17 protein-coding genes are annotated in these 23,310 nt (G+C 72.6%); 9 read left to right on the top strand and 8 right to left on the bottom strand.

Features of this window, described 5'->3' with window-relative positions; genetic code table 11:
• Positions 1-57: 57 nt before the first annotated feature.
• The 3 genes from glnII to ACGFMM_RS29370 all read left to right on the top strand — a co-directional run bounded on the left by glnII (position 58) and on the right by ACGFMM_RS29370 (position 2,952).
• Positions 58-1,089 carry a glutamine synthetase gene (glnII, locus tag ACGFMM_RS29380; protein ID WP_393649487.1) on the top strand — a complete coding sequence of 344 codons (1,032 nt, stop codon included), beginning with the start codon at positions 58-60 and terminating at the stop codon, positions 1,087-1,089.
• 132 nt (positions 1,090-1,221) lie between these two features.
• On the top strand, positions 1,222-2,133 hold the full coding sequence (locus ACGFMM_RS29375) for a DUF6891 domain-containing protein (protein ID WP_393649486.1): 912 nt from the start codon (positions 1,222-1,224) through the stop codon (positions 2,131-2,133).
• A 294-nt stretch (positions 2,134-2,427) separates the two neighbouring features.
• Positions 2,428-2,952: a winged helix-turn-helix domain-containing protein gene (locus ACGFMM_RS29370; protein WP_393649485.1), complete on the top strand. Its 525-nt coding sequence runs from the start codon at positions 2,428-2,430 to the stop codon at positions 2,950-2,952.
• A 28-nt stretch (positions 2,953-2,980) separates the two neighbouring features.
• Here ACGFMM_RS29370 and ACGFMM_RS29365 read toward each other — a convergent pair whose 3' ends face one another.
• Together ACGFMM_RS29365 and ACGFMM_RS29360 are read right to left on the bottom strand one after the other, a co-directional pair.
• Positions 2,981-4,420, bottom strand: a complete 1,440-nt coding sequence (locus ACGFMM_RS29365; RefSeq protein WP_393649484.1) for a PepSY-associated TM helix domain-containing protein — start codon at positions 4,418-4,420, stop codon at positions 2,981-2,983.
• A 45-nt stretch (positions 4,421-4,465) separates the two neighbouring features.
• Positions 4,466-5,035, bottom strand: a complete 570-nt coding sequence (locus ACGFMM_RS29360) for a hypothetical protein (RefSeq protein ID WP_393649483.1) — start codon at positions 5,033-5,035, stop codon at positions 4,466-4,468.
• A 209-nt stretch (positions 5,036-5,244) separates the two neighbouring features.
• Between ACGFMM_RS29360 and ACGFMM_RS29355 the strand changes: the two genes are divergently transcribed.
• Positions 5,245-6,648, top strand: a complete 1,404-nt coding sequence (locus ACGFMM_RS29355) for a DUF1996 domain-containing protein (RefSeq protein ID WP_393649482.1) — start codon at positions 5,245-5,247, stop codon at positions 6,646-6,648.
• 4 nt (positions 6,649-6,652) lie between these two features.
• Here the strand turns inward: ACGFMM_RS29355 and ACGFMM_RS29350 are convergent, their stop codons facing one another.
• The gene (locus ACGFMM_RS29350; protein WP_393649481.1) at positions 6,653-7,060 is read right to left on the bottom strand and encodes a hypothetical protein; all 408 of its coding nucleotides are present in this window, start codon (positions 7,058-7,060) and stop codon (positions 6,653-6,655) included.
• 126 nt (positions 7,061-7,186) lie between these two features.
• On the opposite strand from ACGFMM_RS29350, the gene ACGFMM_RS29345 reads away from it, so the two are divergent.
• The 4 genes from ACGFMM_RS29345 to ACGFMM_RS29330 all read left to right on the top strand — a co-directional run bounded on the left by ACGFMM_RS29345 (position 7,187) and on the right by ACGFMM_RS29330 (position 12,004).
• Positions 7,187-7,978 (top strand): tyrosine-protein phosphatase, encoded by a 792-nt coding sequence (locus ACGFMM_RS29345; RefSeq protein WP_393649480.1) that lies wholly within the window; start codon positions 7,187-7,189, stop codon positions 7,976-7,978.
• A 99-nt stretch (positions 7,979-8,077) separates the two neighbouring features.
• Positions 8,078-9,970 carry a hypothetical protein gene (locus ACGFMM_RS29340; protein WP_393649479.1) on the top strand — a complete coding sequence of 631 codons (1,893 nt, stop codon included), beginning with the start codon at positions 8,078-8,080 and terminating at the stop codon, positions 9,968-9,970.
• Positions 9,971-10,055: 85 nt separating this feature from the next.
• Positions 10,056-10,940 carry a metal-dependent hydrolase gene (locus tag ACGFMM_RS29335; protein ID WP_393649478.1) on the top strand — a complete coding sequence of 295 codons (885 nt, stop codon included), beginning with the start codon at positions 10,056-10,058 and terminating at the stop codon, positions 10,938-10,940.
• On the top strand, positions 10,937-12,004 hold the full coding sequence (locus ACGFMM_RS29330; RefSeq protein ID WP_393649599.1) for a PDR/VanB family oxidoreductase: 1,068 nt from the start codon (positions 10,937-10,939) through the stop codon (positions 12,002-12,004). The genes ACGFMM_RS29335 and ACGFMM_RS29330 overlap by 4 nt, the downstream gene beginning before the upstream one ends.
• A 26-nt stretch (positions 12,005-12,030) precedes the next feature.
• Here ACGFMM_RS29330 and ACGFMM_RS29325 read toward each other — a convergent pair whose 3' ends face one another.
• Positions 12,031-12,489 carry a hypothetical protein gene (locus ACGFMM_RS29325; protein WP_393649477.1) on the bottom strand — a complete coding sequence of 153 codons (459 nt, stop codon included), beginning with the start codon at positions 12,487-12,489 and terminating at the stop codon, positions 12,031-12,033.
• 38 nt (positions 12,490-12,527) lie between these two features.
• On the opposite strand from ACGFMM_RS29325, the gene ACGFMM_RS29320 reads away from it, so the two are divergent.
• Positions 12,528-13,259, top strand: a complete 732-nt coding sequence (locus ACGFMM_RS29320; protein ID WP_393649476.1) for a TetR/AcrR family transcriptional regulator — start codon at positions 12,528-12,530, stop codon at positions 13,257-13,259.
• On the opposite strand, the gene pulA is transcribed toward ACGFMM_RS29320, so the two are convergent.
• The 4 genes from pulA to ACGFMM_RS29300 form a co-directional block, all read right to left on the bottom strand.
• Entirely contained in the window at positions 13,246-18,525 is a 5,280-nt protein-coding gene (pulA, locus tag ACGFMM_RS29315) for a pullulanase-type alpha-1,6-glucosidase (RefSeq protein WP_393649475.1), read from the bottom strand. The two genes, ACGFMM_RS29320 and pulA, sit on opposite strands and share 14 nt — an antisense overlap.
• A 78-nt stretch (positions 18,526-18,603) precedes the next feature.
• Positions 18,604-20,304 carry a carbohydrate-binding module family 20 domain-containing protein gene (locus ACGFMM_RS29310; protein ID WP_393649474.1) on the bottom strand — a complete coding sequence of 567 codons (1,701 nt, stop codon included), beginning with the start codon at positions 20,302-20,304 and terminating at the stop codon, positions 18,604-18,606.
• A gap of 136 nt (positions 20,305-20,440) precedes the next feature.
• Complete coding sequence (locus ACGFMM_RS29305) at positions 20,441-21,493, bottom strand: LacI family DNA-binding transcriptional regulator (RefSeq protein WP_393649473.1); 1,053 nt, start codon at positions 21,491-21,493, stop codon at positions 20,441-20,443.
• Complete coding sequence (locus tag ACGFMM_RS29300; RefSeq protein WP_393649472.1) at positions 21,481-23,133, bottom strand: glycoside hydrolase family 13 protein; 1,653 nt, start codon at positions 23,131-23,133, stop codon at positions 21,481-21,483. Before ACGFMM_RS29300 ends, ACGFMM_RS29305 begins: the two co-directional genes overlap by 13 nt.
• Positions 23,134-23,310: the final 177 nt, after the last annotated feature.

The following is a 23,310-nucleotide window of genomic DNA, read 5'->3' as shown; positions in this document are numbered from 1 at the left end:
CTCTCGCAGCGCTGCGAGCGGCAGCCAGCAGACCCGCACGCCCTAAGGATGAGGCCCGTGACCTTCAAGGCTGAGTACATCTGGATCGACGGCACCGAGCCGACCGCGAAGCTCCGCTCCAAGACGAAGATAGTGACGAGCGGCGGCGCGACCCTGGCCGAGCTCCCCATCTGGGGCTTCGACGGATCCAGCACGAACCAGGCCGAAGGTCACGCCTCGGACCGCGTCCTCAAGCCGGTCTTCGTCTGCCCGGACCCGATCCGCGGCGGCGAGGACGTCCTGGTCCTCTGCGAGGTCCTGAACACGGACATGACCCCGCACTCCTCCAACACCCGCGCCGCCCTCGTGGAGACCTACGAGAAGTACGCCGCGCAGGAGCCGATCTTCGGCATCGAGCAGGAGTACACCTTCTTCGACGGCGAGCGCCCGCTCGGCTTCCCGGTCGGCGGCTTCCCGGCCCCGCAGGGCGGCTACTACTGCGGCGTCGGCGCGGACGAGATCTTCGGCCGTGACGTCGTCGAGGCGCACCTGGAGAACTGCCTGAAGGCGGGTCTGGGCATCTCCGGCATCAACGCCGAGGTCATGCCGGGTCAGTGGGAGTTCCAGGTCGGCCCGCTGGCGCCGCTCGAGGTCTCCGACCAGATGTGGGTGGCCCGCTGGCTGCTCTACCGCACCGCCGAGGACTTCAACGTCTCCGCGACCCTCGACCCGAAGCCGGTCAAGGGCGACTGGAACGGCGCGGGCGCGCACACCAACTTCTCCACCAAGGCGATGCGCGAGGGCTACGACGCCATCATCACCGCCTGCGAGTCGCTGGGCGAGGGCTCGAAGCCGCTGGACCACGTCAAGAACTACGGTGCCGGCATCGACGACCGTCTGACCGGTCTGCACGAGACCGCCCCGTGGGACAAGTACTCCTACGGCGTCTCCGACCGCGGCGCCTCGGTCCGCATCCCGTGGCAGGTCGAGCAGGACCAGAAGGGCTACATCGAGGACCGCCGTCCGAACGCCAACGTGGACCCGTACACGGTGACCCGCCTGCTGGTGGACACCTGCTGCGAGGCCCTGGCGAAGGCCGGCCAGGTCTGATCCGCCGCACCGCTCGCTCCAGCGCCCCTGCCGGGAACGGTGGGGGTGCTGTTGCGTTGCGGGGCGCCGTCGCCGCCGTGGTCCGTGACCCCGTCCGCGGTCGCTGTCAGTGGCCTCTGTCACAGTGGGGTCATGCTCGACATCGCGGTCAGGACCGAGAACTGGCAGAAGCACGTGCGCGTCTCGGAGGACACGCTGCGCGACCTGGCGCTGCGGATCGGCGGGGACGGCGACCGCTTCCTGGTGGTGCAGCGAATACCGGACATACCAGACGAGTTCATCCAGGTGTGGCACGAGGACGGCGGCGGATACCAGCTGGAGCACCGGGCGGGCGGGCCGGAGCGGCACTTCGTGACGGAGGGCGGCGACGCGCAGAAGGTCGCCGCGGTGATGACCCGTTGGGCGCGCCGCGAGACCGCCTGGGACCGCGGGCTCGGCTGGAAGCCCGCCGACCTGCCGCTGCCCGAGCCGGTCCCGGAGCCGGACGCCGAGGTGCGGGCCGTGCTGGAGGAGCGGGTCCGGGAGCTGCTGCGCTGCGGCTACGACGACCGGGAGCGGCTGGCCGAGACCGCGGAGGAGTACCTCGTCGACGGGGAGGTCCGGCCGGTGACCCGGGCTCAGGCGGCCGCGCTGGTGGACCGGCTGTGGCTGGCGCGGGTGGCGGAGTCGGCGGACTGGGAGGGCGTCACGGATCCGGAGCGGATCTCGGCCGCGTTCGAGGCGCTGGACGGCGCGGGGATCACCGCGCGGGAGAACTTCACCTGCTGCCGCAACTGCGGGACGGCGGAGATCGGCGGCGAGGGCGGCGCGGACGCCCGCGGCTTCGTCTACTTCCACTCCCAGTGCACCGAGGGCGCGGCGAACGGCGGTCCGCTGTTCCTGCTGTACGGAGGCTTCGACGGCACGGCCCAGTCGGCCGCGGAGGTGGGCCGGGAGGTGACCGAGGCGCTGCGCGGGCAGGGCCTGACGGTGGAGTGGGACGGCTCGCCGGAGTCGTCGATCCAGGTCACCGGACTGGACTGGCGGAAGCGGCTGACGGGCTGACGGTCTGTCCGGTGGATGGATGGGGGCTGCGCGGGGAGATTCCCTGCTGGTTTAATAGGGATATGGCCCGCATCCAGAACGACACTGCTTCGAGGCGCTTCGACCTCGAGCCGTTCTGGCCTTCCCGGCAGCACCACGACTACGACCGGTGCTGTCGACGCGTGAGGAACGCGTCGGCCCTCTAAAGCCCCGATCGGATCCGTGTCCGGTCCCCGGCCTTCGGCCGACGCGCAAGACGCATGACGTACGACGACCACCGTCCGTCCGTGACTCGCGCGAAAGAGCTGAACTTCCATGGCCCACACCCAGGCTGCCGCCCTCACGTCCCCTCTCCGCCCCCGCCTCCGTGCCGTCGCCCCCGACGAGGTCGACGGTCTCGCCCAGGTCGCCGCGTATCTGCCGCCCGGCGCCACGCTGCTGCCCGCGCCACCGCAGTCCCTGCCCACGCTGCCCGGCCGGCCGCCGATGGTCGGCTACCTGGTGCTCGTCCCGGCCGACGGCCGGCCGGCCGACGGCGAGGGGCCCGGGCCGACGCCCGCCCCGGGGCCGGTGGCGATCGACCAGGCCCAGCGGCTCGCCCGCGTGGACGGACGGCCGCTGGACCTGACGTATCTGGAGTACGAGCTGCTCGCCCATCTGGTGACGCATCCGCACCGGGTGCACACCCGCGACCAGCTGGTCACGACGGTCTGGGGGTACGGCCATGTCGGCGACGGCCGGACCGTCGACGTCCATGTGGCCCGGCTCCGGCGCAAGCTGGGCGAACTCCGCCGCACGATCCAGACCGTGCGGCGGGTCGGCTACAAGTACGTGCCCTGAGTACGTGCCCTGCGCCGGGCGCCCGGGACTACGCGTCCTGACGGGCCCTCGCCCGGGCCGCCAGGCCCAGCAGTCCGTCGACGGCCAGGAACACCAGCAGGCTGATGCCCAGCATCGGCACGAACCAGCCCGCCAGGGCAGTCCCGGCGAGCAGCGGCAGCAGCATCGTCGGCGGAACCTTCCGCCACGCCCCGCGGGCGACGGGACGGCCGGGCCGGCGCAGCCACCACATGCGGTAGCCCCAGACGATCAGCAGGATCAGGGCCAGCGCGAGGGCGGCGAGCGCCAGCTGGTTGGCGAGACCGAGGAACACACCGGTGTGGGCGTCGATGCCGAACCGGGTCAGTTTGGCGAGCAGCGGGTGGTCGGCGAACCGCAGCTCGTCCATGACCGTGCCGTCGGCCGGGTTCACGGCCACCGAGTCCAGGTGGACGGGGAACTGGGTGTCGGTCTCCTTGACGACATAGCCCTTGCCCTCGGCGGGCAGGGTCACGGTCAGCTTCCCGTCGACACCGGCCTCGCGGGCGGCGGCGAGGACCTTGTCGATGCCGACGTCGGGACCGGTGGCGGCCTGCGCGGGCGCGCCGCCGCCGTGGCCGGCGTGGCCCTCCTGACCAGCCGCGTCCCCGTCGCCCGCGCCGATGACGGCGGAGACGGTCGGGGTCGCGCCGCCGAGCTGGGAACGGACCGCGTCGATGTTCTCGCCGGCGTAGCGCGACCAGGTCAGACCGGTGGCGGAGAGCAGCACGAGACCGGTGACCGCCCACAGGCCGACCGCGCCGTGCCAGGACAGGGTGCGGCGCCGGGACTTGGGGCCGCGCTCGGGCAGGAACAGCTCGCGCTTCGCCTTGCGGCGGCGGCCGATCCACAGGGCGAGCCCGCCGAGCGCCACCACCCACAGCCAGCTGGCGGCCAGCTCGCTGTAGTTCCGGCCGAGTTCGCCGAGGTGCAGATCGCGGTGGAGCTCGTCGAGCCAGGTGCGCAGCGGGAGCGCGCCGGAGCCGCCGTAGCTTGCCAGCTGTCCTCGGACCTCCCCGGTGTACGGGTCGACGAAGACGGCGAGGGACTTGCCCTCCTCCATGTCCGGGTCGGCCATCAGGACGCGGGTCGTCGCGCCGGGCTCGGCGGAGGGCCAGACCGCGGTGACCGTGCCGTCCGGGTTGACCTTCTTCGCCGCGTGGACCTGCTGCGAGAGCGGGACGGTGCCCTCGCCCTCGGGGACGGTGAGCTCGTGCGCGTACACGAACTTCTCGGCCTGGAAGGAGAGGGCGTAGAGCAGTCCGCTGGTGGCGGCGATCAGCAGCAGCGGGGCGACGAGGACGCCCGCGTAGAAGTGCAGCCGCAGGACGAGCGGGCGCAGCGCGCTCCAGGTGGATCTGCCGCCGGGCGCGTCCGGGGCGGCCTCGTCCGGATCTGCGGGAGTGGGGTCGGCGGCCGTTTCCGGGCGCACGGAACCGTCAAGGGTCATGGCTGTCCTTGGAGTCGAAGTCGACAGGGGGAAGGGACCCCCGGGTCAGACGTGTGCTCCGAGGGCCGTGGCGCGGGGTGCGGACAGCCGGGGCGGGCCGCGCCGGGACAGGGCGTGGGAGAGGACGACGCCGTGCAGCCGCCGGGTGCGCGGCCGCGGACGCACGGGGCGCGGCGGCTCGGGCACGCGGACGCGGACGACGGCGAGGAGCCGCCGCAGCGGCGCGAAGGCGGCCGCGCCGGCGGTGCGGGCGAGGGCGAAGAGCGCGGCCTCGCCCCGGGCCAGCCAGAGGCCGCACACCAGGGCGGCGAGGAGGTGCGCGGCGGTCATGCCGAGGGGGTCGGGCACGGCGGCGGCGCTCAGGTCCATGGCGCTCGCGGGGATCCCCGCGCCCATGTCCATCCCCACGCCCCTGTCCATCCCCGTGTGGGAGCCGGGAGCGGCGGCGTGCCCCTGACCGGCCGAGAAGCTCGCGTGCAGCGCCGTCTGCACGGCGAGGAGTCCGGCGCCGATCGCGGGCGCCCCCCGTCGCCGGCCGCAGCAGGCCCAGGCGAGCAGGCCCGTCACGGCGAAGGCGAGTCCGAGGGTGCGTACCGGTATCTCGTGAGCGGACATGGACGAATGCCCCGCACCGGCCAAGGACACGCAGACGGCCGCGAAGAGTGCGGCGCGCAGGGCCCGTATCGGGGAGCGGGAATTCGTCATGTCGGCCACATAGTGCCACCCCGCCGCCGAGCGGGGGAGACCGCTCGCACGCCCTGCCTCTTTCTCACCGATCCCGGGGGACGCTGAACGCCACGGGTGTCCCGTCCGTATGGAGGCCCATGGGAAGGACTCGCAAACGTTCGACACTCGCGCGCCGGGCGATCGCCGCGTCGGCCGCACTGGTTCTGGGTGGTGGCGGCCTCGTGGCCCTCAACGCCTACGCGTCGGCCGGACAGGGCTGGAACAGCAAGCCCCCGTCCGCGCCCACGATGTCCACCATCGACTGCCCCGACGTGGGCGCCGAGCTGACCGAGGTGCCGGAGGGGGTACGAGGCGACGTCGACCGCGAACTCGCCACGCTGGACGGCCAGATCACGGTCGCGTACCAGCGGTTCGCCGAGAACCGCGAGCGGATCGCGGAGGATCCGCAGTTCGCCGAGCAGCAGATCCTGAAGCCGCTGGAGAACGAACGGCTGGTGATCCTGCAGCGGATCGTCGCGCTGATCGACCGGGAGGGTGAACCGCCGAAGCAGCTGGAGCGGCTGGCTCCGTGCACCCTGCAGGCCGACGACGAGAAGGGCGGCGGGAACGAAGGGGGTGACGGAGACGACGGCGGACAGGGTGCGGGCCAGGCGGGGAACGGGCCCGAGGCGTCCGACTTCGTCGACATCACCACGGTGCAGCCGAACGTGCAGAAGCCCCGGGTGCGCAGCGGCGCGTCCCGCGGCTCGTTCACGACGGACTGCGGCCGCAACCAGAACGGCAAGTTCAACCCGGACAACGTGATCGTCGCGCCGGGCGTGAGCAACGGCGCGCACCATATGCACGACTACGTCGGCAACCAGGCCAACGACGCCTTCGCGAGCGACGACGACCTGGCCCGCGGCGCGACCACCTGCCGCAACCAGGGCGACCGTTCCACCTACTACTGGCCGGTGCTGCGGCTGCAGAACGGCCAGAACGAGGCCGACGCGCAGGCGGACGGCGGCGGAAAGGACCAGAACGTCGGCGAGATCCAGACGCCTGCGCAGGTCACGCTGAAGTTCGTCGGCAGTCCGGTGTCCCGGGTGACGGCGATGCCGCGGTTCCTGCGGATCATCACCGGTGACGCGAAGGCGTTCACCAACGGGGACGCCAACGCCAACGCGTCGTGGTCGTGCACCGGGTTCGAGGACCGGCAGCTGAAGGACAAGTACCCGATCTGTCCCGAGGGCAGCAAGGTCGTCCGGACGTTCAAGTTCCAGAGCTGCTGGGACGGCCGGAACACCGACAGCGCGAACCACCGCACCCATGTGGCGTTCGCCGACCGGAACGGGCGCTGCCAGAACGGCTTCCGGGCCATTCCGCAGCTGGTGCAGCGGATCGTGTACGACGTGCCGCCGGGCCCCGGCTTCGCGGTGGACTCGTTCCCGGAGCAGCTGCACAAGCCGATCACGGACCACGGCGACTTCATCAACGTCTTCGACCAGCGGCTGATGCGGCGCCTGGTCGACTGCCTGAACCAGGGCCGCCGTTGCACCTGATGTCTCAGTGATGCGTGCCGTGCGAACTCTGCGGCCGGTGCGACGGGGCGGTCTCGACCGCCCCGCCGAGCCGGCCGCGTACGGCTGTCACGGTGCGCTCGTCGCCGGCGACCACCCAGCGGCGGCCGACCAGGTACGAACCGCCGTAGTCCTTGGCCTGGTTGATCCATTCGCGCTGGCCGCGGTCCGTGGCGAAGGTGAGCAGCACGTACGTCCCGTCGTCCGTGGCGCAGGACGCCTGGCGCAGCTCGGCCGTGCCGGCGCGGACGTCCGGCTTCGCGCACCGGGCCTGTTCGGCGAGCTGTTCCAGGGTGCCGCTCGCCTCCTTCGGCACGTCCGGCTCCCCGGCCCCGCATCCCATCAGCATCACGGCCAGGAGGGCCGTCGTCACCGCGGTTCGCTGCGTCTGCATGGGGTCATCGTGCCGGGTCGAGGGGGTGTTCGGGGGCCGAACGCCGGGACTGGTACGACCGGATCCATTACGGTTTCGTACGTTAGTGGACGTTAGAGGACGTTACGCACGAGAAGTGAGGCGCCGATGCCCGCCATCCCCGCCACCACGGTGGCCAATCTCCGCGACCTGGGGACGCTGCCGCTCGCCGGGGGCCGTGCGGTCCGGCCGGGGCTGGTGTTCCGGTCCGGGCAGCTGGACCGGCTGGACACGGCGGACGGGGTGGTGTCCGGGCTCGGCATCCGGACGGTGGTGGACTTCCGCACCGACCGGGAGCGCGCGGACCGGCCGGACCGGCTGCTCGCGGGCAGCCGGGTGGTGGTCGCGGACGTGCTCGCGGACTATCTGGCGGTCAGCGGGCTGCCGCCGGCGGCCCGGCTGAAGCAGCTGCTCGCCGACCCGGCGCTGGCGGAGCAGCATCTGGGCGGGGGCCGGGTGCGACGGGCCTTCGAGAAGACCTACCGGGCGTTCGTGACCACGGACTCGGCGCGGGCCTCGTACGGCGCGTTCCTGACGGAGCTGGCGGACCCGGCGGCGACGCCGCTGCTGTTCCACTGCACGGCGGGCAAGGACCGCACCGGCTGGGCGGCGACGGTCCTGCTCTCGCTGCTCGGCGCGGACGAGGAGACGGTGCGGGCGGAGTTCCTGTCGGTGAACCCGGCGGTGCGGCAGGCGTTCGCACCGCTGGTGGAGGGGTTCACGGCGCAGGGCGGCGACCCGGAACTGGCGCTGGCGATCATCGGGGTGGCGCCGGAGTACCTGACGGCGGGCCTGGAGGAGGTCGCGGCGCGGCACGGCTCGATGGAGGGGTACGTACGGGACGGCCTGGGCGTCTCCGACGCGCAGGCGGAACGCATCCGCGCGCATCTGACGTCCTGACGGCGGACCTCCGAGACATCCGAGAGACATCCGAGACTCCTGACCGGCACACATCAATCAGCAGGGTGACCATCGGATCAATCGCTCGTTCTGCTGAATGTGAGCACCCAGGAAGCCGACACCTCGTCCCCCGGCGGGACACCGGCCCACGGTCCGCTCGACGTCGAGCAGGCCGAGGCCGCCCTCGTCGAGCACTATCCGCGGCTGGTGCGGATCGCCTATCTCGTGCTGCCGGCCGCACTCGGGCGGAACAGGCGGGTCCTGTCGGCGCACGCGCTGGTGCAGCGCTCACTGCCGCGCCGGCGACCGTCCGGGTCCGCGGTGCCGCAGCCGCGGCGGGCGGAGGACGCGGTCGACCCGGGGTACGCCTGGGTGCGCGGCGAGGTGCTGCGGCTCGCGCTGCGGCACCGGACCCGGATGCCGGCCGTGCTCCCGCGCGTCTGGGGACTGCGGGTCTTCCCGCGGGCCGGCGGCACCGACGAACTGACCCTGGACCAGCGGCTGTCGGAGCTCACCGCGGCCGGCCGGGCGGCCTACGTGCTGCGCGGCCTGGAACGCCAGGGCGACGCCGAGGCGCGCCGGGTGCTGGCCGCCGCCGGGGTCGGGGACACGAGGGCGGCGCTGGCCGAGGCGGACTCGGTGGAGGGCATGCACGCGCTCCTGGAGTCGCCGGAGTTCGACCCGTGCTCCCTGCAGGCCCGGCCGACGGACCTGATGCGGCGCCGGCAACACGGCCGGGCCGCGCTGGCCGCGGCCGTCGCCACCCTGGTCTGCGGCGCGCTGCTCGGGCTGCCGGGCGACGACTGGGGTCCGGCCGGTGCGGCGGCGCCCTCGTACGCCCGCAACCCGGCCTCCGAGGCGGCGCTCGATCCGGCGCAGCTGCGCCGGATCGATCCGGCGGTCTGGCGCAGCTCGGCCCGCACCGACTTCTCCGTCTGGCCCGCGCGCGGCGGCCTCACCGGCGACAGCGCGCTGCTGCGCCGGGCGCTCGCGGTCTGGGCGCGGCCGGGCGAGCGGGTGCACGCCTCGGCGACGCCGGGGACGCCGCCGGGCCCGCCGATGGGGCCGGCGCAGCTGTTGTTCGCGGGCGAGGTGGACGGCTCGCGGGTCGTGCTGTTCCACGACGGGCTGCGGGCGGTGCGGTACGCGGAGCCGGTCGACGGCACCGGCGGCCCCGCGCTCGACTTCGCTCGCACGGACGGCGCGGACGCGGCCGGCTCGGCGGCCCTGGTGCTCACCCGCACCTCCGCGAACGTGCGCTATCTGACGGCCCCCTGGGTCCGGACGCCCGCGCTGCGGGACCTGCTGCGCCCGGCGAAGCCGGTGCTGCCGCTGACCCGGGACGAGCACGGGGTGACCGACCCGATGCTGAGTCCGGCGCAGGCGAAGGACTGCTCGGCGTGGCCGGTGCTGCAGCTGCGCGACGAGCGCGGCGAGCGGCTGTACGCGGACCTGGGCGAGCTGGCCCCGGCCCGGCTGACCTGGGGCGCGCCCGGGGCGCCGGGGGACGTGACGGGGCGGGCGGCGCGCGAGGCCTGGGCGCGGACGGCCTGTCTGCTGCCGGCGGTGCGCTCGCACGGGGTGCGGTCGGTGAACTCCTGGCAGTACGCGGAGCAGCGGCTGCCCGCCGGGGGCGGCCGGGCAGCCTGGCTGTGCACCCGGGCGGAGACCTGGCGGGGCACGGGTGCGCGGGTGCTCGCCCAGTTCCAGGCCCCGGGCGCGACGACCGGGGCCCTCGCGGCCCGCTCCGAGGTCTCCCCGGCGTGCGGCCCGCGCGAGCCGCGGGTGCTCGCGGGGGTGCTGTGGCAGGCCCGTACCGGCCAGTGGTACGTACTGGCCGCCGGCACCCGGGACTTCGTGTCGCTGACGACCACCGGCGGGGTCGCCGCCCGGCGCGGCGGCCGGTTCCTGGCGGTCGAGGCCGAACGCGGTGCGCGGGCCCAGCTCATCGGGAAGCTGGCGAACGGGATGCGGGTGGCCGCGCTGCGCTGACGCGCAGTGCGGGTGGCGGGCGCGCACACGAAATCCCCCTGCACACCTCTGTTGACGCGACCTTACTTCTCAGTACATTGACAGCATGTCTAATACGCAGCCTGCACCGGTGGCGTCGGAGCACATAGAGCTCAAGGCCCGCAAGGTCTCCTTCGACTGGCGTGAGACCCCGCTCCACTGGGTTCCCGGCGACCCGTTCACCACCCACACCATCAACGTGCTGCACCTGCTGCTGCCCGCGGGCGAGCGCTGGTTCATCCACGTCTACAAGCAGGTGCTCCCCTACATCACCGACGACCGGCTGCGCGAGGACGTCATCGGCTTCATCGGCCAGGAGGCCGTGCACTCCCAGGCCCACGACGACGTGCTGCCGCGGCTGAAGGAGCTGGGCCTCGACCCCACGCCGTACACGGCGCAGGTCGACTGGTTCTTCGAGAAGCTGCTCGGCGACAAGACCCTGCCGCCCGGCCGGCCGCGCCGCTGGTGGCTGATGGAGCGGGTGGCGCTGATCGCCGCGATCGAGCACTACACCGCCTTCCTCGGCAACTGGGTGCTCAACGCCGACGAGCTGGACCGGCGCGGCTGCGACCCGGCCATGCTGGACCTGCTGCGCTGGCACGGCGCCGAGGAGGTCGAGCACCGCTCCGTCGCCTTCGAGCTGTTCATGCACCTCGACGGCGGCTACCGGCGCCGGGCGCGCACCTGGGCGCTGGCCTTCAGCGCGCTGGTCTTCTTCTGGCAGCGCGGCATCCGGTTCTTCATGGAGAACGACCCGACGCTGCTCGACGGCAAGGCGTCCGTGGGCCAGTTCGTCCGCAAGGGCCGCGAGGGCGTGCTGCCCTCCACCCCCGACATGCTGCGCTCCATCCCCCGCTACCTCAGCCGGGACTACCACCCCTCGCAGGAGGGCGACACCGCGCAGGCCGCCGCGTACCTGGCCTCCTCCCCCGGCGCCAACGGAGGCCACTGACCATGCCCCGACTGCGTACCGTGCTCCTGGTCGCCGGAGCGGCGCTGCTCGCCAAGCGGGCGATGCGCCGGCGCATCCAGGAGTCCCCGCTCTGGCCGATGCCCACGCTCGACGAGCCGGTGTCCGGCCGCGGCCGCAACACCACCGTCCCGCGCCGGGTCCTCGTCGCCGCGCGGACCGCGCCCGCCGAGGGCGTCGTCCAGCTCCGTCTGGAGGGCTCCGGACTGCCCGCCTGGCAGCCGGGCGCGCACATCGACCTGGTCCTGCCGTCCGGCCTGGTCCGCCAGTACTCGCTCTGCGGCGACCCGGCCGACTCCGGCGCGTACACCGTCGCCACCCGCCTGATCGGGGCGGAGCAGGGCGGCCGGGGCGGCTCCGCCGAGGTGCACGAACAGCTCCACGAGGGCGTCGAGCTGGAGATCCGCGGGCCGCGCAACCGCTTCGGTCTTGTCGACGCCCCGGCGTACGTGTTCGTGGCCGGCGGCATCGGCATCACGCCGGTCCTGTCGATGGTCCGCGCGGCCGCCGCGGCCGGCGCCGACTGGCGGCTGCTGTACTGCGGCCGCAGCCGGGCGACCATGCCGTACCTGGACGAGGTCGAGCGCCTGGGCGGAGACCGGGTCTCGGTCGTCGCCGAGGACGAGTCGGGCCTGCCCGAACTGGGCTTCCTCGCCGAGGTGCCGCCGGAGACCGAGGTGTACTGCTGCGGCCCCGACGGCCTGATGGACGCGGTGGGCGCGGCGCTGCCCGACGGCCGTACGCCGCGCCTCGAACGCTTCTCGGCGGCCGCGACGGCCGGCGGCACCGCGTTCGAGGTCGAACTGCGGCGCTCCGGGCGGACGGTGAAGGTGGCGGCGGACCGGTCGGTGCTCTCCGCGGTCCGCGAGGAGCTCCCGGGCGTCTCGTACTCCTGTGAGCAGGGCTTCTGCGGCACCTGTCGACAGGGGGTGCTGGCGGGCGAGATCGACCACCGGGACGACCTGCTCACCGACGCGGAGCGGACCGACTCGATGCTGATCTGCGTCTCGCGCTGCGCGGGCGAGCGGCTCGTCCTCGACCTCTAGGGCCTGTCCGGAGGATCGGGGCGGGCTCAGGGAAGTATCAGCCAGTCGGCGGCCAGCGCGGCGAGCAGGCCGCCGGCGAGCAGCCAGGTGCCCAGGCGGGTGCGGCCGTTGCGGGAGAGCTCGATGACGACGCCGCACAGGATCATCGCGAGGCCGTAGACACCGACGACGAGCACGGAGGTCCGGCTGGCGAGCCGGACGACCAGGACGACCGCCATGGCGACCAGCAGGACCGAGGCGGCGGCGACCCGCAGCCGCCGCGCCTGCCGAGGGGAAAGGCCGGACTTCGGCTCGTCGGCGGGGGCTTCGCCGGCGTCCGCGTCGTCGGACGGGATCTCCGCGTCTTCGGAGGGGGTCTCCTCGTCGTCGGAGGGGGTCTCCTCCTCGGCGCGGGTCTCCTCCTCGGCGGGGCTCTCCTCGTCGGCGGAGGTCGCCTCTTCTGCCGTGTCCTTGGCGGCCGTGGCCTGATCGTCGGAAGCACTCATGTGGTGGGAGCGTAATGGACGCCCGTTAGGCTGTTCGCATGACGACCGGGGTACGGCGCAGGATGGGCGTCGAGGAGCGCAGACAGCAACTCATCGGGGTGGCACTGGAACTGTTCAGCCACCGCTCCCCCGACGAGGTCTCCATCGACGAGATCGCCGCCGCCGCCGGGATCTCGCGGCCGCTGGTCTACCACTACTTCCCCGGCAAGCAGAGCCTGTACGAGGCGGCGCTGCGCCGGGCCGCGGACGAGCTGGCGGGCCGCTTCCTGGAGCCGCCGCACGGCCCGTTGGGGGCGCGGCTGCTGCGGGTGATGGGCCGGTTCTTCGACTTCGTCGACGGGCACGGCCCCGGTTTCGCGGCGCTGATGCGCGGCGGTCCCGCCGTGGGCTCCTCCAACGCCACCGCGATGATCGACGAGGTGCGGCAGGCCGCGTACGAGCAGATCCTGGCCCATCTGGAGATCGAAGGCCCGTCCGCCCGGATGGAGTTGGTGGTCCGCTCCTGGGTGTCGCTGGCCGAGTCCACGGCGCTGCTGTGGCTGGACGGGCGCCGGGTGCCGCGCGGCGAGCTGGAGCTTCAGCTGGTGCACGACTTCGCGGCGCTGACCGCGGTCAGCGCCGCGTACGACGCGGACATGGCCGACGTGCTCGTCCGCATCCTCGCGGACGAGCCGGCCGACGGGCCGTTCGGCGACCTCGTCGGCCGGCTCGTGGAGCTCGCTCCGCGGGTGCCCGCGCAGCGCCTCCACGGGTCCCCTACCGCGCGGTGAACACCGCGACCGTCCGGGCCGGGACGGTGAAGGTCCCCGAACCGGTCTCGTAGGACGCCGACCTCACCGTGGCGTCCGCGCCGGACGCCTGCACCGGGTGCAGGGCGTAGCCCTTGTCCGCCAGGGCCGGGACGCGCTGGGTCTGCCGGTCGGGCGTGGCGTTGAAGACCACGACCAGGTCGCCCAGGCGCATGGTGATCACGCCGGGGGTCTCGTCCGGGCCGGAGAGCGGGAAGGACAGGGCGTCCTGGACCCGCGCGGCGGTCGGCAGCGAGAACACCGGCTCGGTGGTGCGGATCCGCTGGAGGTCCCGGTACGCGGCGGAGGTCCCGTCGATCTCCCGGCAGCCGACGGTCAGCGCCGGGTTCACCAGGAGCGGCTTGCCGAAGCCCCACTTGGCCTTGTTGTCGGCGGCCGGCGGCAGCCCGCGGCCGAAGCCGTTGCCGTCCCGGCAGTCCCAGTGGATCGCGTTGAACCAGTCGCCGCTGTCGTAGGAGTTGCGGTCCAGGGACTTGGAGCGCAGCAGGTCCGATCCCGCCTGGGAGAGCGCGGGGCCCTGCGAGAGGGTCGCCGTCGCCATGGCGAGGACCTGCATCCGGGCCCGGTCGGCCGGTGACGTGCCCGCGGGGAGTTTGAAGGCGAGTGCGTCGTACAGGGTCTCGTTGTCGTGCGCGTCGGCGTACGCGAGGGCGTCGCCGGGCGCGGCGGCGTATCCGGCCGGGGCGCCGTTGTAGTCGACCTCGGAGCCCTTGACCGTGCGGCCTGCGGTGTCGGTGAAGGAGTACCCGGCGAGGTTGCCGGAGAGCCCGACCTTGATCAGGTCCTGGTAGTGCAGCAGCCGGGCCTTCTGCTCGGCCGGGGCGCCGTTGGCCCGGGACGTGTTGGGGTCGGTGTACAGGCCGGAGGCGAAGCCCTGGACGCCCGGGTCCTCGTCGAAGGGGCCGCCGCCGCGCACCGCGTCGCGGGCCCGGTCGGAGAAGGTGGCGACGCCGGTGCCGGCCATGTTCTTCTGGGTGGCCTGGACGAAGCGGGCGTCGTCGGCGATCTCGCCGAAGTTCCAGCCCTCGCCGTACAGGACGATCGCCTTGCCGTCGACGCCGTCCTTCTCGACGGTCAGCGCGTCGAGGGCCTTGCGGACGGCGAGGATGTTCTCCTTCGGGTGGTGGCCCATGAGGTCGAAGCGGAAGCCGTCGACCTTGTACGCCTTGGCCCAGGTGACGACCGAGTCCACGACCAGTTTGCCCATCATCGCGTTCTCGGGCGCGGTGTTGGCGCAGCAGGTGGAGGTGGCGACGGAGCCGTCGGCCTGGAGCCGCTGGTAGTAGCCGGGCACGATCTTGTCGAGCACGGACTTGTCCGACTGCCCGGCGGCGACGGTGTGGTTGTAGACCACGTCCATCACGGTGCGCAGTCCGCTGCCGTTGAGCGCCTGCACCATGCGCCGGAACTCGACGGTGCGCTTCGTGCCCTCGGGGTCGGTGGCGTACGAGCCCTCCGGCACGGTGTAGTGCAGCGGGTCGTAGCCCCAGTTGTACGCGTCCTTCGCCGCGGCGGCGGCCACGCAGGCCTGCTGCTCGTCGGAGTCGGGGGCGTACACCTTCAGGTCGCAGGCGGGCGCGGCCTGCTCGGACTTCTTCTCGGGGATCGTGCCGATGTCGAAGGCGGGCAGCAGGTGCACATAGGACGTGCCGGAGGCGGCGAGCGCCGTCAGGTGCCGCGAGCCCTTGCTGCCAGGGTCGGTGAAGGCGAGGTAGGTGCCGCGGTGTGCGGCGGTGGCCGTCGGGTCCGCGACCGAGAAGTCGCGGACGTGCAGCTCCTGAATCTGCGCGTCGCGCAGCGGCACGGCGGCCGGCTTCCTCAGGGTCCGCCAGCCGGCCGGGGCCAGCCTCGGGTCGGCGAGGTCGACGACCAGGCTGCGGGCGGAGTCGGTGGTGAGGGCGGTGGAGTACGGGTCGGTGACCTTGTTGACGACGAGCTTCTGCACGCTGGGGGCCCAGACCTTGACGGCGTAGCGGTACGGCTTGCCGTTCCAGGAAGCCGGGCCGGTGACCGACCAGACGCCGGACGCGTCGTCGCGGCGCATGGGCACGGTGCGGCCGTCGAGCTCCAGGGCCACGGACTGCGCGGTCGGGGCCCACAGCGACAGGGTCGGGCGCCCGGCGCGGAAGACCGGGCCGAGGCCGGCCGTCGTCGCCTTCGCCGCGTACAGGTCGTCGAGGATCCCGGCGGTCTGGACGCCGGTCGCGGCGAGCAGGGCGCCGTTGGCGGCACGCTGGGTGGCGATCAGCTGGCCGCGCAGCGAGCCGCGGACGCGGTCGGCGTCGCGCGGGTCGACGGTGAAGGCCGGGTGGTCCTTGAGGTGCGGGAACCTCGCCTTCTGGGCGTCGGTGAGGGAGCCGGGGTTCAGCCGGAGCCAGCGGCCCTCGTCGCTGAGCGCCCCGTCGGCGACGGTGATGTCGCCGGCCGCGGAGTACACCAGCTGCTGGCTGGTGGCGTCGGTCGCCTTGACCTTCCAGACGACCGTGTTCCGGTCGATCCACTGCGCCTCGGCCTTGCCGAGGTCGAGGCTGGGCGTGCCGCCGGTCTGCGGGAGCAGGTACGCGGGCTTGCCGGCGAGCAGCCACACCTCGTTGCCGTACGTGGCGAGGTCGAGGGACTGGTCGGTGGGCAGGTCCTTCTGGTCGCCCTTGTGCAGGATGTAGGAGAGCGAGCGCGCGCCCTCGGCCAGCGGGACCTCGAAGGTCGCGCCGAAGGAGTCGACGCGCACCGGCATCAGCGGCTTCGACCAGTCGGTGGGCTGGGCCGCGCCGGTCCACAGGTGCAGCCCCCAGCCGTCGTACTCGCCGTCGGGGCGGCTGTAGTGGATGACGGCCTTGGTCTTGTCCTGCGGCGGGTACGCGCCGTCGGGCGCGGTGTCGGCCTGGGCGTCGGAACCCTGCGTGATCCAGACCTGGCCGGTGCGGCCCAGGCTGATGCTTCGCCGGGGCCCGTCGGCGGTCCCGTCCTTCTCGACGGTGTACGAGACGCTCGCCGCGCCCTCGGCGACCGGCACCCAGGCGAAGGCGCCGTAGGCGTCCCGGCCGGTGAACGCGGCCTCCTGGCCGTCGGCCTTGAGCTTCCAGCCGTCGTAGTCGCCGCCCGGCCGCTGGTAGTGCACGACGGCGTACGGCCGCTGCACGGCCACGGGCTTCTCGGCGGGCGGCGGGACGGGCGCGGTGGTCGCGGTGAGCGCGCTCGCGGTGCGGCCGGCCGTGTCGACGACGACGGCCTTGTAGCGCACGGGAGTTCCGGCCGCGGCGGTGATGTGGTGGCTCACCTTGTAGGGCGCGTGGTCGGCGCTGCCGAGCACCTTCCAGGGCGCGTCGCCCTGCTGGGCGGCGAACACGACCCGGTTCAGACCGCCGCCGGAGACGTCCGCGGAGACGGTTCCGTCGGGGCCGGCGGTGAGGGTGAGGGAGGGCGCGGCGGAGGGGGCCGGCAGAGGCGCGTCGGCACGCAGGACGAGGGACGACAGCGCGGGAACGGTGACGGTGACACGGCCGTCCTCCGCGCGGACGGCGCCGCTTCCCCCGTACAGGACGTGGAAGCCGGCGGAGCCGACAGGGAAGGTCACCGTCTTGGGCGCGGTCCCGCCGTTGGCGGCGACGACGTACTCGGTACGGGCCTTCGCGTCGGTACGGGAGTACGCGTACACCGAACCCTCGGCGTACCGCTCCTGCTGGACGCCGTCGCGGAGGGCGGGGTGCGCCTTGGTCAGCCGGGAGAGGGCCGCGATGGAGCGGTAGAGAGGGTGGGCGGGGTCGTAGGAGTCGGCGGCGTGGCTGCGGTCGGTCCCGATGAGGTCGTCGTCGAGGTAGTCGGCGGTGGCCGACGCGAAGAGCGTCTGCCGGGCGTCCTTGTCGCCCCCCGGCCCGGTGAAGCCCTGCTCGTCGCCGTAGTAGACGACCGGGTTTCCGCGGGAGAGGAACATCAGCTCGTTGGCGAGCCGGGCGCGGTCGACGAGTTCGGCGTCGGAGGCGTTCGGGTTGTCCTGCTTGAGGAAGGACCCGATCCGGCCCATGTCGTGGTTGCCGAGGAAGGTGACCTGCTCGTAGGCGTTGGCCTTGTCGGTGGTGTACCGGTGGTCCTCGGCGAACACCTTGGCGAGCTTCTCGGCGCCGGCGCCCTGGGAGGCGAAGGCGCGGGCGGCGTCCTGGAAGGGGAAGTCGAGGGTGGCGTCGAGCCGGCCGCGGGTCACGTAGGGGGCGGTGACGGCGGGGTCGGCGGAGTAGACCTCGCCGAACATGAAGAAGTCCTCGCGGCCCTGCGTCCTGGCGTAGGCGTCGAGGGCGGTGGCCCACTGGGTCCAGAAGTCGAGGTCGACGTGCTTGACGGTGTCGATGCGGAAGCCGTCGATGTCGAAGTCGCGGACCCAGGTCTGATAGATCCGCTTCATGCCCTCGACGACCTCGGGGCGCTCGGTCCACAGGTCGTCGAGCCCGACGAAGTCGCCGTACTCGGCGGACTCGCCGGCCCAGGTGGAGTCACCGCGGTTGTGGTAGAGGGAGGGGTCGTTGAGCCAGGCCGGGACCTTGCCGCCGGTGGTGGTGGGCGTGTACGGGAACGAGTCGCGGTCGACGCGCGCCATGCCCTGCCGGTCGTCGAAGGGCCGTCCGGTGGAGTCGAGGTAGGGGTAGGCGCCCTTGGGGCGGTACCCGTACTTCTTCTCCGCGTAGTCGACGGTGTCGGCGGTGTGGTTGGTGATGACGTCGAAGAAGACCTTCATGCCCTTGGCGTGGGCGGCGGCGATCAGCTTCTTGAGGTCGTCGTTCGTGCCGAAGTGGGGGTCGACCTGGGTGAAGTCGGTGATCCAGTAGCCGTGGTAGCCGGCGGAGGCGTCCTTGCCGGTCCCCTGGACGGGGCGGTTCTTGAAGATCGGCGCCATCCAGATGGCGGTGGTCCCGAGCCCCTTGATGTAGTCGAGCCGCCGGGTGAGCCCCTTGAGGTCGCCGCCCTGGTAGAACCCCTTGTCGGCGGGGTCGAACCCGGTGGCGAGCCGGCTGCCGGTGAGCCCGCCGCGGTCATTGGCGGCGTCCCCGTTGGCAAACCGGTCCGGCAGCACGAAGTAGAACTGCTCCCGGGTGAGATCGTGGCGGGCCGGAGCCGAGGCGAGAGCCCTGTCCGAGGGGGGCGGGGGCGGCGCCTTGGCCGCCGAGGCGGGGAGGGCGGGCACAAGGGCCGCGCACAGGGCGGCGGCCGTCACGGCCGCCGTTCTCTTGCGTATCACGAGGATGCTCCCAGGAGTACGGGAAGAGAGGGCCGCCCCGGCGGGGCGGCCCTGGGACGCGGGGAGGCGTCGGTCGGCTCAGTTACGGAAGGTGTCGTTCAGGACGACCTGGCCGGAGGCGGGGACGGTCGCGGTGCGGTTCGCGCCGGACTCCCAGGTGACGTTTCCGGCGGAGTCCTTGCGGAGGTACTTGTACTCGAACGCCGTTCCGGCGGGCAGCGTGACGGCGAGCTTCCAGACCGGGTACGACGCCGGGTCGAGCTTGAGGGCGGCGGACGGGGTCCAGTTGCCGAGTTCGGTGCGGTTGCCGGTGACGTAGATGTCCTGGCCGGGCACGGTGGTGGCCGTGACGTTGAAGGACGCCCCGGCGCTCACCGGCGGCTGGGTGCCGCCGGCTCCGCAGTCACGCGCGCCCGCGTGCAGCGCCACCGCCGTGTTCGACGGCAGGGTCGCCGTGAAGCGGCCGGAGGCGTCGACCGTCACCGGGCGGTTCGACTGGACGTCGCAGTACGTGCCGGACGGCAGCGACGTCTGGAAGGTGCGGGTCAGCGCGGACGGTTCGTGGTTGATCGCCACGTACGCCTTCGCGCCCCGGCCGAACGCGATCGCGTCGTTGCCGTTGTCCCACCAGTCCGTCACGCCCTGGCCCCGCGCCGTGTTGCGGAAGCCGACCATGGACGCGATCTCGCGCCAGGCGTGCTGGCACTTCCAGCCGTCGCTGTAACAGGCGTTCACCTGCCCGCCGTTCGGCGCGCCGGCGTCCTTGTCGGTCCACTCGTAGCCCGAGTGGACGTCCGGCGCACCGTACGGCCAGGCCAGCATGAACACCGAGGCGAGGGTGTAGTTGGCGCCCGACTTGTAGTTCAGCGTGTCCCCGACGCGCTCGGTGTCGTGGTTGTCGACGAAGACGCCGGACTGGCCGGACGGCATGTAGCCCCAGCTCTCGCCGTAGTTCTTCAGGTAGGCCAGGCTCTCCGACTCGAAGACGCGCTTGAGGTCCCGCGCGTAGCGGAACTCCTGTACGTCCCCGTTGCCGAGGTACTCGCTCGGCGAGACGGCTTCGCCGGCCCCGTGGATCGCTTCCTGCTTCCAGTAGACGGAAGGTTTCGTCAGGCGCGACTTGATGTTCGCGAGGTCCGCCGCCGGCATGTGCTTGGCGGCGTCGATGCGGAAGCCGTCGACGCCCAGCGACAGCAGGTCGTTCAGGTAGCCCGCGATCCGGCCGCGGACCCAGTCCTCGCCGGTGTCCAGGTCGGGCAGGCCGACCAGTTCGCAGTTCTGGACCTCGGCGCGGTTGGTGTAACCGCCGATCGTCGACCGGCAGTCGTCCATGTCGGCGCCCGAGTAGAGCCCGGGGTAGTCGTACTTCGAGAACGAGGTCCCGCCCGTTCCCGTCCCCGACGCGTTCGCCATGTGGTTGATCACGGAGTCGGCGACGACCTTCACGCCGGCCGCGTGACAGGTGTCGATCATGTTCTTGAACGCGGTCCGGTCGCCCAGCGGGCCCGCGATCTTGTAGCTCACCGGCTGGTACGCGGTCCACCACGGGGCGCCCTGTATGCGCTCCTGCGGCGGGGAGACCTGGACGTATCCGTATCCGGCGGGGCCCAGTTGCTCGGTGCACGCCTTCGCCACCGAGGCGAACTTCCACTCGAACATCACCGCGGTGACGTCCTTCTCGCCGGGCGGACTGGCCTGCGCGAGGGTGGGGGGCTCCGTGACGGCCACAGCGGCTCCCGCCACGAGGGCGAGTGCAGCGGCCACGGTCCTTCTGGCCATCTTCTTCCTCCTGCCGACATCAGTGTCGCAAGAAGTTGCCGAAAACATCAGCAACAGTTTTCAGCCGTGACCGTAGGACTGCCTTGACGGCGGGTCAACCCTTCGGACCCCTCGATGTAACTCCTTGCGCAAGGAGTTACGCGGCGGCGGTCGAGCCCCGCACCACCAACTCGGGCTGGAAGACGAACTCCGTTCGCTGCACGGGGTTCCCCTCGATCTCCTCGATCAGCGTCCCCACCGCCGCCGTCGCCATCGCCTGGACCGGCTGCCGCACGGTGGTCAGCGGCGGGTCGGTGAACGCGATCAACGGCGAGTCGTCGAAGCCGACGACCGACACGTCCCGCGGCACGTCGAGGCCCCGCGCCCGCACGGCGCGGACGGCGCCCAGCGCCATCAGGTCGGAGCCGCAGACGATGCCCGTGCAGCCCTGGTCGAGCAGCAGATCGGCGGCGGCGTGGCCGCCCTCCACACCGAACAGCGTGGGCCGGACATACGTCTCCGCGACCTCCCTCTCCATGCCGAGCAGCGCGTGCAGCGCGGCCGTGAAGCCCTCCGCCTTGCGCCGCGACGGCGTGTACCGGGTCGGCCCGATGGCCAGGCCGATCCGCTCGTGGCCCAACTCCACCAGGTGCCGTACGGCCATCCGCGCCGCCGAACGGTCGTCCGGCGAGACGAAGTTGGCGTCGATGCGCTCGTTGAAGCCGTTGATGAGCACGAACGGCACGCCCCGGCCGGCCAGTTCGGCGTACCGCCCGGGATCCGCGGACGCGTCCGCGTGCAGTCCGGACAGGAACACGATGCCGGAGACCCCGCGCTCCACGAGCTGTTCGACCAGCTCGTCCTCGGTCGCGCCGCCGGGCATCTGGGTGCACAGCACCGGGGTGTAGCCGTGTCCGGCGAGCACCTGCTCGACGACCTGCGCGAACGCCGGGAAGATCGGATTGGTCAGCTCGGGCACGACAAGCCCGACCAGGCCGGCGCTGCGCCGCCTCAGCCGGACCGGCCGCTCGTAACCGAGCACGTCGAGCGCGGCCAGCACCTTGTGCCGGGTCGCGTCGGCGACGCCCGCCTTGCCGTTGAGGACCCGGCTGACCGTGGCCTCGCTGACGCCGGACTGGGCCGCGAGGTCCGCGAGCCGCGGGGCGCCCCCCCCGGCGCCCCGCGGCAGGGGGATCGTCACACCGCCCACCAGACGGTGGTGTCGGCGGGCACTTCTGCCACGCCCTCGACGATCCGGATCTCCTCGTTGGAGAGAAGGAACCGGCCGGGCAGCGGGACGGAGATGGCCCGGCCGGTGGTGTTGGCGGTGCAGACGAAGCCGTCGCGGCGGAAGGAGAGCACACCCTCGGGCGCCTCCAGCCACTCGACGGTCTCGCCCGCACCGAGTCCGGGCTGCGCGCGGCGCACGGCGAGCGCGCTGCGGTACAGCTCCAGGGTGGAACCGGGGTCGCCGGTCTGCGCCTCGACGCTCAGGCTCCCCCAGACGTCCGGCTGCGGCAGCCAGGAGCCGCCGTCGCCGAAGCCGTACGAGGAGCCCTCGACGCGCCACGGGATCGGCACCCGGCAGCCGTCGCGGAAGCCGTCCTGGCCGGTGGCCCGGAAGAACGACGGGTCCTGGCGCACCTCGTCCGGCAGGTCGGTGACGTCCGGCAGGCCGAGCTCCTCGCCCTGGTACACGTACGCGGAACCGGGCAGCGCCAGCATCAGCAGCGTGGCGGCGCGGGCGCGGCGCAGGCCGAGTTCGCGGTCGCCGGGGCTGCGCAGCTGGGTGCCGAGGCCGGCCGGGTTGGCGAACCGGGTGGCGTGCCGGGTGACGTCGTGGTTGGACAGCACCCAGGTGGTGGGCGCGCCGACCGGGCGCATCGCCTCCAGGGAGGCGTCGATGACGGTACGCAGCTCGGCGGCGTCCCAATAGGAGCCGAGGTACTGGAAGTTGAAGGCCTGGTGCATCTCGTCGGGGCGCACGTAGTTCGCGGTGCGCTCGACGGTGGGCGTCCAGGCCTCGGCGACGAGGATGCGCTCCCCGTCGTACTCGGCCAGCACCTGCCGCCAGGAGCGGTAGATCTCGTGGACGCCGTCCTGGTCGAAGAACGGCATGACGTCGTTGCCGAGCAGCTTGAGCTGGTCGTGGCTGCCGATGTCGGGCAGGCCGTCGGCCTTGACCAGGCCGTGGGCGACGTCGACGCGGAAGCCGTCGACGCCCATGTCGAGCCAGAAGCGCAGGATGGAGCGGAACTCGTCGCGGACGGCCGGGTGCTCCCAGTTGAAGTCCGGCTGCTCGGGCGCGAAGAGGTGCAGGTACCACTCGCCGTCCGCGACGCGGGTCCAGGCGGGCCCGCCGAAGATGGACTCCCAGTCGTTGGGCGGCAGTTCGCCGTTCTCGCCCTTGCCGGGACGGAAGTGGTAGCGCTCGCGCAGCGGGGAGCCGGGGCCCTCGCGCAGGGCGCGCTGGAACCACTCGTGGCGGTCGGAGGAGTGGTTGGGCACCAGGTCGACGATGATCCGCAGGTCCAGCTCGTGCGCCTCGCGGATCAGCGCGTCGGCGTCGAGCAGGGTGCCGAACATGGGGTCGATGGCGCGGTAGTCGGCGACGTCGTAGCCGGCGTCGGCCTGCGGGGAGGCGTAGAACGGGCTGAGCCAGACGGCGTCGACGCCGAGTTCCCTGAGGTACGGAAGCCGGCTGCGGATGCCCTCCAGGTCGCCCATCCCGTCGCCGTTGCCGTCGGCGAAGCTGCGCGGATAGACCTGGTAGATCACCGCGTCTCTCCACCAGCCCGTGTGCGTGCCGGTGGTCGGTGCGGCGGCGGGGGCGGTGAGGTGCTGGGTCATGTCTTCCCTGGTTCGTAAGGGGTGGCGCTGCGCCGGCCCGGTGTCAGGGCCGGGCCGGCGTGCGCGGACCGGAGTGCGTACGGAGGAGGGCGGGGTCGGCAGCGCGGCCGAGGGGGTGTCTTGCCGATCAGGCCGGATCAGGGAGCGGCGTCTGGTGCGTGCGATCGCAAGGCGGAG

Origin of the sequence: Streptomyces sp. NPDC048604 (assembly GCF_043199435.1) — a bacterium.
Taxonomy (GTDB): Bacteria; Actinomycetota; Actinomycetes; order Streptomycetales; family Streptomycetaceae; genus Streptomyces.
This window is presented reverse-complemented; position numbering and strand designations above follow the sequence as displayed.